Origin of the sequence: Variovorax sp. NFACC27 (assembly GCF_048301545.1) — a bacterium.
Classification (GTDB): Bacteria; Pseudomonadota; Gammaproteobacteria; order Burkholderiales; family Burkholderiaceae_C; genus Variovorax; species Variovorax gossypii.
Genome location: NZ_CP157613.1, coordinates 6,051,602 through 6,064,568, shown reverse-complemented (window position 1 = coordinate 6,064,568; position 12,967 = coordinate 6,051,602). Strand labels below are relative to the sequence as shown.

Annotated in this window: 9 protein-coding genes and 8 tRNA genes; 16 read left to right on the top strand and 1 reads right to left on the bottom strand. The window is 65.3% G+C overall.

Annotated features, from left to right (window positions below; all coding sequences use genetic code 11):
* Window positions 1–96: 96 nt before the first annotated feature.
* Window positions 97–3,705, top strand: coding sequence for an indolepyruvate ferredoxin oxidoreductase family protein (locus ABL840_RS28465; protein ID WP_093305303.1), 3,609 nt, complete (start codon window positions 97–99; stop codon window positions 3,703–3,705).
* Between the two features lie 9 nt (window positions 3,706–3,714).
* Here ABL840_RS28465 and ABL840_RS28460 read toward each other — a convergent pair whose 3' ends face one another.
* Window positions 3,715–4,668 carry a phosphate acetyltransferase gene (locus ABL840_RS28460; protein ID WP_093305301.1) on the bottom strand — a complete coding sequence of 318 codons (954 nt, stop codon included), beginning with the start codon at window positions 4,666–4,668 and terminating at the stop codon, window positions 3,715–3,717.
* Between the two features lie 131 nt (window positions 4,669–4,799).
* Between ABL840_RS28460 and ABL840_RS28455 the strand changes: the two genes are divergently transcribed.
* From ABL840_RS28455 to ABL840_RS28385, 15 genes are all read left to right on the top strand, one after another.
* A complete protein-coding gene (locus ABL840_RS28455; protein WP_093305300.1) occupies window positions 4,800–5,003 on the top strand; it encodes a hypothetical protein in 204 nt (67 codons plus the stop codon).
* A 209-nt stretch (window positions 5,004–5,212) separates the two neighbouring features.
* Window positions 5,213–5,289, top strand: a tRNA-Leu gene (locus ABL840_RS28450).
* 6 nt (window positions 5,290–5,295) lie between these two features.
* Window positions 5,296–5,373 (top strand) — tRNA-Pro (locus ABL840_RS28445).
* A 28-nt stretch (window positions 5,374–5,401) separates the two neighbouring features.
* Window positions 5,402–5,477 (top strand) — tRNA-Trp (locus ABL840_RS28440).
* 21 nt (window positions 5,478–5,498) lie between these two features.
* Window positions 5,499–5,575: transfer RNA gene (locus ABL840_RS28435), tRNA-Glu, on the top strand.
* Window positions 5,576–5,583: 8 nt separating this feature from the next.
* Window positions 5,584–5,659, top strand: a tRNA-Gln gene (locus ABL840_RS28430).
* A gap of 23 nt (window positions 5,660–5,682) precedes the next feature.
* Window positions 5,683–5,758: transfer RNA gene (locus ABL840_RS28425), tRNA-Asp, on the top strand.
* A 138-nt stretch (window positions 5,759–5,896) separates the two neighbouring features.
* A tRNA-Cys gene (locus ABL840_RS28420) sits at window positions 5,897–5,970 on the top strand.
* A 22-nt stretch (window positions 5,971–5,992) separates the two neighbouring features.
* Window positions 5,993–6,069, top strand: a tRNA-Asn gene (locus ABL840_RS28415).
* 35 nt (window positions 6,070–6,104) lie between these two features.
* Complete coding sequence (locus ABL840_RS28410) at window positions 6,105–6,821, top strand: SIR2 family NAD-dependent protein deacylase (RefSeq protein ID WP_093200215.1); 717 nt, start codon at window positions 6,105–6,107, stop codon at window positions 6,819–6,821.
* 365 nt (window positions 6,822–7,186) lie between these two features.
* Window positions 7,187–7,669, top strand: coding sequence for a type VI secretion system tube protein Hcp (locus ABL840_RS28405; RefSeq protein WP_130426498.1), 483 nt, complete (start codon window positions 7,187–7,189; stop codon window positions 7,667–7,669).
* A gap of 169 nt (window positions 7,670–7,838) precedes the next feature.
* Window positions 7,839–10,046 carry a type VI secretion system Vgr family protein gene (locus ABL840_RS28400; protein ID WP_418116036.1) on the top strand — a complete coding sequence of 736 codons (2,208 nt, stop codon included), beginning with the start codon at window positions 7,839–7,841 and terminating at the stop codon, window positions 10,044–10,046.
* A 10-nt stretch (window positions 10,047–10,056) separates the two neighbouring features.
* Window positions 10,057–11,400, top strand: a complete 1,344-nt coding sequence (locus tag ABL840_RS28395) for a DUF2169 family type VI secretion system accessory protein (protein ID WP_093305296.1) — start codon at window positions 10,057–10,059, stop codon at window positions 11,398–11,400.
* Window positions 11,397–11,753, top strand: a complete 357-nt coding sequence (locus tag ABL840_RS28390; RefSeq protein ID WP_093200218.1) for a DUF4150 domain-containing protein — start codon at window positions 11,397–11,399, stop codon at window positions 11,751–11,753. Before ABL840_RS28395 ends, ABL840_RS28390 begins: the two co-directional genes overlap by 4 nt.
* A gap of 3 nt (window positions 11,754–11,756) precedes the next feature.
* Window positions 11,757–12,965 (top strand): hypothetical protein, encoded by a 1,209-nt coding sequence (locus ABL840_RS28385; protein WP_093305294.1) that lies wholly within the window; start codon window positions 11,757–11,759, stop codon window positions 12,963–12,965.
* Window positions 12,966–12,967: the final 2 nt, after the last annotated feature.

Below are 12,967 nucleotides of genomic sequence, written 5' to 3'. Positions count from 1 at the left end.
TTTCCGATTGATTGAAGTGGATTTTTCTCGAAACAAGGGTCTGCCCTAGCGTATTGAGGAAGCACTTCCCCGGAGGGCGGCAGAACAATTCCGGGCATGAATGCCCCACTCAATGCCACCGCGATAAGACGGCCCGGCTACCAACTCTCCGACAACATCTGGGCCGAATCCGGCTCGGTTTTCCTGACCGGTACGCAGGCGCTGATCCGCGTGCTCGTGATGCAGGGCCGGCGCGATGCGCAACGCGGCCTGCACACCCAGGGCTTCGTCAGCGGCTACCGCGGCTCGCCGTTGGGCATGGTCGACCAGGCGATCTGGAAGGCCGGCGCGCGCTTCAAGGAGACGGGCATCCGCTTCGTGCCGGCCGTCAACGAAGAACTGGCCGCCACGCAGGTGCTGGGCACCCAGCGCGTGGAATCGGACCCCGAGCGCACCGTCGATGGCGTGTTCGCCATGTGGTACGGCAAGGGCCCCGGCGTGGACCGCGCGGGCGACGCGCTCAAGCACGGCAATGCCTACGGCTCGTCGCCGCACGGCGGCGTGCTGGTGGTGGCGGGCGACGACCACGGCTGCGTGTCGTCGTCGATGCCGCACCAGAGCGACCACGCCTTCATGGCATGGCGCATGCCCATCATGCAGCCCTCGAGCGTGGCCGAGTACCTGGAGTACGGCCTGTACGGCTACGAGCTCTCGCGCTACTCGGGCGCGTGGGTCGGCATGGCGGCGCTGTCTGAAGTGGTGGAGAGCGCGGGCACCGTCGACCTGGACGCGATCAACACCCGCGTCGATGCCTGGGAGGACGCCGAGGCGGTGAGCGCCGCCACCGGCCACCGTGCGCCGCCGGACGGCCTGCATTACCGCTGGCCCGACCTGCCTTCGCTGCGCATCGAGTCGCGGCTCGAAGACAAGCTCGCGGCCGTGGCCGCATTCACCAGGCGCAACAGCATCGACCGGCACGTGATCGTGAGCGAGCACGCGAAGGTGGGCATCGTCACGTGCGGCAAGGCGCACCACGACCTGATGGAAGTGCTGCGCCGGCTCGAGCTTTCGCCCGAGCAGCTGGCCCGCGCCGGCGTGCGGTTCTACAAGATCGGCCTGAGCTTTCCGGTGGAGCAGACGCGCATCAAGGCCTTCGCGCAGGGGCTGGAAGAGATCCTCATCGTCGAGGAGAAGGGTGCGGTAGTCGAGACGCAGCTGCGCGACATCTTCTACAACGCGCCCGCCGATGCACGGCCCGTGCTCGTGGGCAAGCACGACCGCGAGGGGCAGCCGCTGGTGTCGGCGCTGGGCGAGCTGCGCCCGTCGCGGCTCATCGAGCTGGTCGCCCACTGGCTGGCCGTTCACTTCCCCGACAACCACGACCTGGGCGACCACCTGCAGCACGTGCGCGACTTCACGCCACCCGAGCTGCTCGGCAACGCGAGCGATGCGGTCAAGCGCCTGCCTTACTTCTGCGCGGGCTGCCCGCACAACACCAGCACCAAGGTGCCTGAAGGCTCGACGGCGCGCGCCGGCATCGGCTGCCACTTCATGGCCAACTGGATGGACCGCAGCACCGCAGGCCTCATTCAGATGGGCGGGGAGGGCGTCGACTGGATCTCGCACGCCATGTTCACGAAGACGCCGCACGTCTTCCAGAACCTGGGCGACGGCACTTACTATCACTCGGGCTACCTTGCGATCCGGCAGGCCGTGGCGGCCAAGGCGACGCTCACCTACAAGATCCTGTTCAACGACGCGGTGGCGATGACGGGCGGGCAGCCGGTCGACGGCGTCATCAGCGTGGACGCCATCGCGCGGCAGGTGGAGTCGGAGGGGGTGAGCAAGGTCGTGGTGGTCAGCGATGCGATCGGCAAGTACGACGACATCAAGGGCCGCTTCCCGCAAGGCACCGAGTTCCACGACCGCGCCGCGCTCGACGAGGTGCAGCGCCGCCTGCGCGAGATGGCGGGCGTGACAGTGCTCATCTACGAGCAGACCTGCGCCGCCGAGAAGCGCCGCCGCCGCAAGAAGGGCGAGCTGGCCGATCCGCCCAAGCGCCTCTTCATCAACGAGGCCGTGTGCGAGGGCTGCGGCGACTGCACCGTGCAGAGCAACTGCGTGGCCGTGCTGCCGCACGAGACGCCGATGGGTCGCAAGCGCAAGATCGACCAGACCAGCTGCAACAAGGACTACTCCTGCGCCAAGGGCTTCTGCCCAAGCTTCGTGGGCGTGACGGGCGGCAAGCTGCGCCGCAAGAGCGGCGCGCTGGCGGCGGGGCGCAATGCCTTCCTGCACCGCGTGGCCGCGCTGCCGTACCCGGCGGAGCACGCCTGGGCCGCTCCCTACGACCTGCTCGTGACCGGCGTGGGCGGCACCGGCGTGGTGACCGTGGGCGCGGTGATCGCCATGGCCGCGCACCTCGAGGGCAAGGCCGCGAGCGTGCTCGACTTCATGGGCTTCGCGCAGAAGGGCGGCTCGGTGCTGAGCTTCGTGCGGCTGGCCGATTCGCGTGAGCGCCTGCACCAGGTGCGCATCGACACGCAGCAGGCCGACGCGATCCTCGCCTGCGACGTGGTGGTGGGCGCATCGGCCGATGCATTGCAGACCGTGCGGCACGGGCGCACACGCGTGCTCGCGAACATCCACGAGATTCCGGTGGCTGAAGCACTGCGCAACCCGGATGCGGACCTGCACGTCGACCTGTTGCTGGAGAAGATGCGCTTCGTGGCCGGCGAAGAGCAGGTCGAGACCTTCGATGCGCAGAGCCTGGCCGAGGAGTTCCTTGGCGATACGCTGGCCGCGAACATCGTCGCGACCGGCTACGCATGGCAGCGCGGTCTGGTGCCGCTGAGCCTGGAGGCGCTGATGCATGCGATCGAACTCAACGGCGTGGCGGTGGCTGCCAACCAGTCGGCCTTCTCGCTGGGGCGGCTTGCGGCGGGCAACCCCGAGGCGCTCGATGCGCTGCGCGCCGCGCCTGTCGATGCGCAGGCTTCTTCTGCCGACGAGCGCCCGCTCGACGTGCTGATCGCCGATGCGCGCCGCCACCTGACGGGCTACCAGAACGCTGCGTGGGCAGACCGCTTCGAGACGCGCATCCGAGGCCTGCGTGCACGCGAGGCTGCACTACAGGGCGGCGATGCGAGCCTGCCGTTCACGCGCAATGCGGCGCGCAGCCTGCTCAAGCTCATGAGCTACAAGGACGAGTACGAAGTGGCGCGGCTCTATACCGACGGTGCGTTCGTGCAGAAGCTGCAGGAGCAGTTCGAAGGCGACCTGAAGCTCGAATTCCACATGGCACCGCCGGTGCTTTCGCGCGGTGCGCACGGGAAGGCGCCCGCCAAGATCCGCATCGGAAGCTGGATGCTGCCTGCGATGCGCTGGCTGGCGCACGGCAAGCGGCTGCGCGGCACGGCGTTCGATCCGTTCGGGCGTACGGGCGAACGGCGCATGGAGCGCGAACTGATCGCGCACTTCGACGGCTTGCTCCAGGCGATGACAGGAGAGCTTTCCGCCGACAACCAGGCAACGGCCGCGCGCATTGCGGCGCTGCCGCTGTCCATTCGTGGCTTCGGCCACGTCAAGCTCGCGAATTTCGAAGCCGCCAAGGTGCAGGAGGCGGAACTGCTGCACCGCTTCGCACCGGCGCGCTATCCGAAGCCCGAGCGCACGCCGGCAGCAGGGCAGATCAGGGGGATCGCGATCGTGGCGGGCGCGCGCTGAGGCCGAGGTTCAGCCCACTGCCTTGATGAGCTTGTCGCGCCCCGCCTTCGCGAGCATGGAGGCGACGGCGCACGAGGCGAGCCGCGCGGATTCGGAGTCGGCGCGGCTCGTGAGGATCACGGGCACCTTGGTGCCCAGCACGATGCCTGCCGCATAGGCGCCGCCGAGGAAAGTCAGGCTCTTCGCGAGCATGTTGCCCGCGTCGAGGTCGGGCACGATGAGCACGTTGGCGCGGCCCGCCACCGGCGAATTGATGCCCTTGATGCGCGCGGCCTCGGCGTCGATGGCGTTGTCCATCGCCAAGGGGCCGTCGAGCACCGCGCCGGTGATCTGGCCACGGTCGGCCATCTTGCAGAGCACGGCCGCATCGAGCGTGGAAGGCACCTTGGCGTTGACCGTCTCCGTTGCCGAGAGCACAGCCACGCGCACCGCCGGCATCAGCAGCGCATGCGCGAGGTCGATGGCGTTCTGCACGATGTCGACTTTTTCCTCCAGCGTCGGTGCGATGTTGATCGCCGCGTCGGAAATGATCAGCGGCTGCGCGTGGCCGGGGATGTCCATCACGAAGCAATGGCTGATGCGACGCGAGGTGCGCAGACCGCCTTCGCGACGCACGACGGCGCCCATGAGCTCGTCGGTGTGCAGGCTGCCCTTCATCAATGCATCGACTTCTCCGCGCAGCGCCATCGCGACGGCTGCGTCGGCCGCCGCATGGCTGTGAGGCGCGTCGACGATCGCGATGCTGGAGAGGTCGATGCCGATCTCGCGCGCCGCGGCTTCGATCTTCGCGCGCGGGCCCACCAGCGTCGGCGCGATGAGTCCCAGTGCTGCGGATGCAAGCGCCGCTTCGAGCGACACCGCGTTGGCCGGATGCACTACGGCAACACGCAATGGAGGAAGGCCGCGCGCGGTTGCGATGAGGCGGTCGTAGTGCGGGTGCGTTGCGAGTGTCGAAGACGCCATGCGGGCTCCTGTGGATGATCGGGACGAGATGAGTTGCCGCAACGGTACTTGAAAAAAAGTTTGTCCAAGCAGTTGACGATTGTGTAAAGACTATTTACAGTTCGCTCCACTCAACGCCATCAGGACACATCGTGAAAGCCGCAAAGATCCGCATCTACAGCACCTGCCCCACATCGGGCAACGTGTTTGTGCGCGTCGCTTCGCATGCTGTTCTCGGCCTGCAGCCGGTGCTGCAGCAGCTCGATCAACTCCCGTATCCGATGCTCAAGCCGCAGACCAATCTGTGGTCGTGCGATTACGAGGATCAGGTGCAACCGGGTGGAGGAAGCGCGTAGGCGCAGACCTCCCAAGCTCTCTCCAGCAGAGGCCCGGACACCGAAAGGTTCCGGGCCTCTTTATTTTTCGTTCAACCCATTTTTCTGAGCAGCGATCGTGCTGCATGACACAAGGCTCGGGCCTTGTGGACGCTCCTTAAAAATTCGCAAACATCGAAGCGAGACCGGCCACCGGTACGGATCGTCGCTTCGCACCATCTTTTCTTTCAGCCCTGGTGACGCAATTGGTAGACGTGTCCGCCTTAGAAGCGGAATTCTGGGAGTTCGAGTCTCCCCTGGGGCACCAATTTCTCTGGGTGTAGTGTCAATCTGGTAGACGGCCTGCCTTGGAAGCAGGAGGCTGCAGGTTCAAATCCTGCCACTCAGACCATCTCTTTTCTTTCTTCTTTTTCTCTTACGCGTGTGTAGCTCAATTGGCAGAGCACTGGACTCCAAACCCAACGGTTGAAGGTTCGACTCCTTCCGCGCGCGCCATTTCCTCATTTCTGTTTCAACGTCTCGTTCGTCTAGCGGTCCAGGACCTCGGAGTTTCATCCCGAAGATCGTGGGTTCGAATCCCACACGAGGCACCATTTTTTACCGGCCCTTCGCCTAGTGGTCCAAGGCACCGGGTTTTGATCCCGGGATCCAAGGTTCGAATCCTTGAGGGCTTGCCAGCTTTTCTTCTTTTTCTCTTTTCGTTCCGCTAACTCAGTGGCCAGAGTGCCTCCCTGTCCAGGAGGAAGCCAGGGGTTCGACTCCCCTGCGGAACGCCATTCGTCATCGGCTTGTCCCTTCATGGATCGTGAGCAGCACTGGCGACTGCAGCGGGCTGTAACCCCGTCTCCTCTGGAATACTTCGTTCGACTCGAAGACGATCCACCATTCTTTCTTCAATCTCAACATCAGGTTCCGGCGCGATAGCAAAGCGGCTGTGCAGCGGATTGCAAATCCGTCCAGCCCGGTTCGACTCCGGGTCGCGCCTCCATCCACACTCTTCAATCCACTTTTCCCCGGTAGCTCAGCTGGTAGATGCGGCGCACTGTTAATGCGCAGGTCACACGTTCGATCCGTGTTCGGGGAGCCAGCAATTCATCGACAACACCAAAGGAGCGCCGAAGCATGAAACTCCAGGTTCAGCCGAACAAGATCGTCGTGCTCTCGGGCTCCGGCGTGAGCGCCGAGAGCGGCCTGCCCACGTTCCGCGACGCCAAAGGCTTGTGGAACAGCTACTCGTGGCAGGAGCTCGCAAGCCCCGAAGGCTGGCAGAGGCACCCGGAGGCGGTGCTGGACTTCTACAACGAGCGCCGGCAGAAGGCATGGCAGGCACAGCCGAATGCCGCGCACGCTGCCATTGCATCGCTCGAGGCTGCATATGAGGTCGTGATCGTCACGCAGAACGTCGATGCGCTGCACGAGCGCGCCGGGTCGAGCAACGTGGTGCACCTGCACGGGCAACTCGCCTACGCGCGGGGCACTTCGGAGCCCGAGCCGAAGCGCTATCGCATCGATGGCAGTCCCATTGCCATGGGGCAGTTGTGCGAAGACGGCACCCAGTTGCGCCCCGACATCGTGTGGTTCGGCGAAGCGGTGCAGCACTTCGAGGAAGCCGAGGAGCACGTGGCCACGGCGGCGCGCGTGCTGGTGGTGGGCACTTCGCTCACTGTCTATCCGGCGGCATCGCTCGTGCGGTATGCAGACCGCAGTGCGCAGAAGGTGCTTGTGGCGCTCGACATGGAAGAGGTGCCGCACGGCTTCACTTTCCTGCAGGGCAGGGCGGCGGAGCTGGTGCCTGCGCTGGCCGCGAAGTGGTTGAGCGAGGCGCAGAAGGCGTCGTAGCTGCGGTCGATGCCTGCAAATCAAAGGGCCCGCCATCGTGTCGATGGCGGGCCCTTTTTTGCATTCGGCGAGGCCAATGAATTGTTTGGTTCTCAGGGTCTGGGCTTTGGCTAATTTTGATTAACTCCTTTGGTCTTCATATTTCGGATGCTCGAAAAATGATTTGTGAGAAATGACTCGAAGAGGAAAGGAATTCGTCCGAATTCAATCGATTTGTCACAGTCAGATCCGAACATCGCATTCACCCAGCCCCGGAGGCGCACGACAACCGTGTTGCCACAACCGGATTTCAATATTGCCCGCCGCAATGGCGGCAAATGTTCAAGGCGCCCGGAGGGGCGCCACAACCGAGGGAACGATCAATCATGGCAGTAGACATGTTCATGCGCGTCGAAGGCGCGAACGGCGAATCGAAGGACTCGAACCACAAGGAGTGGACGGACATCAAGTCGTTTGCATGGGGCGCAACGCAGCCCGGCAACATGGTCAGCGGTGGTGGCGGCGGTGTCGGCAAGGCCAGCTTCAATGATCTGCAGGTTCTGGCGCGCATCGACAAGGCGGCGCCTTCGGTCATGAAGAACTGCGCCAGCGGCAAGCACCTGAGCAAGGTGGAGGTGTCGGTGTGCAAGGCCGGTGGCTCGCAGATCGAATACACCCGCGTCACGCTCGAAGAGGTGCTGGTGACCTCGGTGCAGTACACGGCCGAACAGGGCTCGGACGCGGTGTTCGTTCAGTACGCATTCCAGGCCGCCAAGGTGAAGCAGCAGTACTGGGAACAGACCGACAAGGGCGGCAAGGGCGCCGAGACGGTTCTGGCCTGGAACATCAAGGAAAACAAGGAAGCCTGATCCTTCCTTGAGTGAAACATGAAACGGAAGCCGGTCGCTTCCGTTTCATCGAGCCGCATGAGTCGGCTCGTCGTCCCGACTTTCGTGCGTCGATCCGAATTCCAGGGAGAGTGCCATGCCGACAGGCGCAGCGCGGTCCATCCGCGTCCTGACCGCTTCCTGTGCCGCCATGCCCACGATGGGCGGGCAACCCGCACTGGAGCCCATCGCCATGGAGGGCGACGAAGGCCTGAGCAAGCTGTTTCGCTACACCCTTACGCTCGGCACACCCGAGCAGGCGGGCTACAACGAGCGGCAGGCTGCCAACGTGAACATCAAGCAGCTCGTGGGCGAAACGCTCACGGCGCACATCGTGCTCGACGGCCGCCCCGGCGCGGGCGACGGCAAGCGGCACATCTCCGGCCTCGTGACACGCGTGCGCTTCCTGCGCCTGGAAAACCGCCGCGCGCTGTACGAAGCGGTGATCGAGCCCTGGCTCACGCTGGCCACGCGCACGAGCGACTACCGCATCTTCCAGAACAAGACCGTGCTCGACATCCTCGGCGAGGTCCTCTCCGACTACGACTTCGCCCATGAAGTGAAGGCCACCCGCAGCTACCCGGTGCGAGAGTTCCAGGTGCAGTACGGCGAGAGCGACTTCGACTTCGTCGCGCGGCTGATGCACGAGTGGGGCCTGTACTACTACTTCCAGCATGCCGAAGGCAGCCACAAGATGGTGGTCGTCGACGACATGTCCGCTCACCAGCCGTACGCCAACGCGGGCTACCAGAAGATTCCTTTCTACGGCGCAGACGACACCGTGCGCGCCGAGCACTGCGACCGCTTCAACGCATGCGAGTCGCTGCAAAGCGGCCGGTGGGTCACCGACGATTTCGATTTCAAGCGACCCAAGGCGCGGCTGCAGCAGGTGAGCGCCATGCCGCGCAAGACTGCGCAAGGCAGCCAGGAGCGCTATGGCTGGCCGGGCGACTACGTCGTCGAGTCCGAGGGCGAGCAACTGGTGCGCACCCGCATGGAAGAAACCGGCAGTCAGGGCGAGCGCGCCAGCGGCTCGGGCAACCTGCGCGCGGTGGTGCCGGGCTGCCTGATGACGCTGGAGCGGCATCCGCAGGACGAATCCAACCGCGAATACCTTGTCACCGATGCGCACCTGCGGCTTCAGGACATCGGCGATGCGAGCGCGCAGCAGGAGTTCGAGTGCCGCGTGGATTTCGAGGTTTTGCCCAGCAGCAAGGTGTTTCGTGCGCAGGAGCCGGAGGCACCCAGGCCGCGCACCACGGGCCCGCAGACCGCCATCGTCACGGGCCCGGCAGGCCGCGAGATCTGGACCGACGAATACGGCCGTGTAAAGCTCAGCTTTCACTGGAACCGCTACTGCACCAAGGACGAGAACAGCTCATGCTGGGTGCGCGTGTCTTCCCCCTGGGCCGGCACGAATTTCGGCGGCATCCAGATCCCGCGCATCGGGCAGGAGGTGATCGTCGACTTCGAGAACGGCGACCCAGACCGGCCCATCGTGACGGGCCGCGTCTATAACGCCGACAACATGCCGCCTTGGACGCTGCCAGCCAATGCGACGCAAAGCGGCCTGCTCACACGCAGTTCAGAGGGCGCGACGGACGCCAACGCCAATGCATTGCGCTTCGAAGACAAGAAGGGCCAGGAGCAGGTGTGGTTGCACGCCGAGCGCAACCAGGACATCGAGGTCGAGAAGGACGAAACCCACTGGGTCGGCCACGACCGCACGAAGACCATCGACCACGACGAGACCGTGCACGTGAAGCACGACCGCACGGAGACCGTGGACCATGACGAAACCATCACGGTGCACAACAACCGCACCGAGACGGTCGATGGCAACGAGACCATCACCATCCACAAGAACCGCACGGAAACCGTCGACCTCGACGAGACCATCACGGTGCACAAGAACCGTACCGAGACCGTCGACCTCAACGAGACCATCGGCATCGGCATGAACCGCACCGAGAAGGTCGGCCTGAACGAGACGATCAACATCGGCGAGCACCGGACCGTGACCATCGGCGGCGCGAAGATGGAGACCATCGCGCTGGCCAAGGCCGAGACGATCGGGCTCGCGAAGGCGCTGACCATCGGCCTCGGCTACCAGATCACGGTGGGCGCGGCCATGAACACCACCGTCGCGCTGATGCAGACCGAGCAGGTGGGGCAGTCCAAGCGCGTGGACGTGGGCAAGTCGCTGACCCTGCATGCCGGCGATCGCATCGAGCTGGTGTGCGGCAAGAGTTCGCTGGTCATGACCTCGGATGGCGCGGTCTCCATCAGCGGGTCGACCTTCGACTTCTCCGCGAGCGGGCCGGTGCAGATCAGCGGCAAGGACATCGACCTCAACTGAGTGCCTCGCAGTGGAGTTTCGCAACCTCACGCCCTTCGACGCGCTGTGCTTTCGCGCGGCCACGCCGGGCGACCGCGAGTACAGGGTCGTCGCCATGAAGGTCGGCTACCGGCTCGTGCGCGGCAGGCAAGGCCGCTGGCAGGCCGAGGTCAACGACGACGACCCGGTGCCGCTGGCACTGGCCGACGCCTACTGGGGCGAGGAGGGCGCATCGAGCCCGCGCGAGGAGAGCGACCTGGCTCCCTACAAGCCACGCTGCGACGTGATCGTGAATGCCACCGCTCATGCCCCGGAGGGGATTCCCGCGCCCGAATGGGAAGTGCGCGTGAAAGTGACGGCCGGCCAGCAGTGGGCGCAACCACCGGAGCCGCCCAAGCCGCTGCACCCCGGTGCCCGGCTGACACCGCAGCAGCAAGCCGCATGGGAAGACGAGAAGCGCCGGGCCGAGGCCCTGGCCGCGCCGCGCACGGTGCTCGACAAGCGGCTGCTCGTCAGTGGCCCCTCTCTGCTCTATCTGCGCAATGGCCGTGAATGGGCGCGCATTGTTTCGCAGCCCGTCGAGAGCGTGCCCATGCGCTGGGAGCACGCCTTCGGCGGGCGCAGCCTCTTGCGCCGGCCCGACGCGCCCGACGATGAGCCGCCGTTGCTGAACGAGGTCTGCTTCTCCAACCCGCTGGGCCAGGGCTGGGTCGACCGGCGTGCCGGCGATCTGGCGCGCCAGGCCGGGCTGCCTGCCGTCGAGCGGATGCCCGCACCCCAGATCGAAGCAGCGCACGAGCGCATGCAACAGCCGGTGCTGGCGAAGCACGCCGGGGTGAACCTGGATGCGCGGGCCATGGCCGAAGTCGCGAAGGGCTATGGCCGCGAACCGGCCGGGCTCGGCGTCGTGGGCCGGGCCTGGGCACCCAGGCTGGCGCTCGCAGGCACCTACGATGACACATGGCTCGCGCAGCGCCACCCCTGGCCGCCGCACGACTTCGACTTCGGCTACTGGAACGCGGCGCCCGCCGACCAGCAGATTCCGTATTTGCCGCCCGACGCGCGCATCGAGCTGTGGAACCTGACCGACCCCGCGTCGGCGCCGGACGGCCACCTGTCGGTCACCCTGCCTGGCCACCGCGCGCTGGTGCTGCTGCGGCTCGACAACGGCGCATTGCTGCCGCTGCCCATGGTCACCGACACCGTGCTCGTGGATGCCGAAGCCCTGACGCTGTCGCTCGTGCATCGCGTGTGGATTCCGTCGGACGCGCCCGTGCGCGTGCTCGAGGCGCGCTTCGAGACGGACCCGCACGCGCCGCTGGTTCGTTCCGCGCCACAGCCCGGCCAGACGGCGACCCTGGAGCCCACGCCATGAGCGCCAACGTCGCCGCGCGCAAGCAGGGAGGCTGGAAGGTCGTGAGCCTCGCCCCCGACGTCTGCAAGACGCCCATGGGCAGCTCGATTCCGCCCGTGCCTTACCCCGTGACGGCGCAGCTGAACAGCACGACGTCGGTGGCGCTCAGCGTGCGCGCCAACGGGCATCCGGTGGTGGTGTACGACATGAGCATCGTGCCCACCACCATCGGCGACGCGGCGGGTGCTGCCAAGGGCGTGAAGAGCGGGACCGTGCAGGGCAAGTGCTATCCCAAGGATCACAGTGGAACCGTGCGTGCCGAGGGCAAGCTCGTGGTGCGGCATGACGATCTGTTCTGGATGAACGGGAAGTAGGGCATGACGGAACTCACGACCTCCGCGACCTTCGTCCCGACGGGGGACGGCGGATCGATCGGCATTGCCTTCATTCCGGCCGATGTTCCGAAGCCGGTGGTGATCATGCGGTACCCCACGTACCCACCGCAGGGCGAGCCGACCTCGTTCATTCAGCTCAGCCAGGAAGAGTACGAAAAACTCCAGCGAGACACACCCAACACCAAGCTTCCTGATTTCAAGCCCAGGAAGCCCGGCACCAACGCCAACGGAAACACGCTCGGCCCCGCCGTCGGCGATACCCCGTCCACGCAGGTGCCCGCCAAGAAGGCAAACCCCGAGGTCAAGCCCGAGACGCCGAAGGAAGAGAGCTGGTGGAGCAGCTGGGGCAGTTCGATCACCCACACCGTGCTGGACGTCGGCGGCGTCATTCCCGTGGTGGGCATCTTCGCCGACGGTGCCAACGCGGCGATCTATGCGGCCGAGGGCGACTACGTCAATGCCGCCATCTCCGGCGCATCGGCCGCCGCCAACCTCGTGCCGGGTGGCGGCATCGCAGCCAAGGCGGGCAAGGTCGCCATCAAGGGCGCGCTGAAGGGCGGCGAGCGGGTCGGCATCAAGCAGGCCGAGAAGCTCCTTGCCGAGCGGATCGCGAAAGAGAAGCTCGAGAAGGAAGCAGCGGAGGCCGCGGCAAAAAAGGCCGAGAAGGAAGCCGCAGCTGCAAAGGCTGAATCGGGTGGTGGGTCGAAGAAGAAAGACACCCAGGTCAAGAAGAAGGTCAAGCCGAAGCCGAAGTGCGGACAGAAGGGCCCCTACAAGGATCGGTTGAAACACGACAATGAAGGGATGAACTGGGATCACATCCCGTCACAGAAGGCGCTGCTCGAGCGTGCCGCCGAGATCAAGGGAGCGCCGCTCACCAAGGCCGAGAAGACCGCCATCGTCGACAGCGCCCCCACCATTGCGACGCCGACCGAACTGCACCGGGACCACAGCGAATCGTTCGGCGGCCGGCAGCATCAGAAGATCGACGGCGTCAGGCGCCCGACGAGAGACGCGCAAGACCTGCAGAGAGCCGCCAAGGAGAACACCGAGAAGATCCTCCAGGAGATCGACAAGTACGACCCCGGCTGCAAGGGAAAGTACCGAGAGGCGGCCGAGGAGATCACCAAGATGACCCACGATCAATGGACGAAGTGGCTGAAGCAGGCCATGAAATCGGCTAGAAAATGATT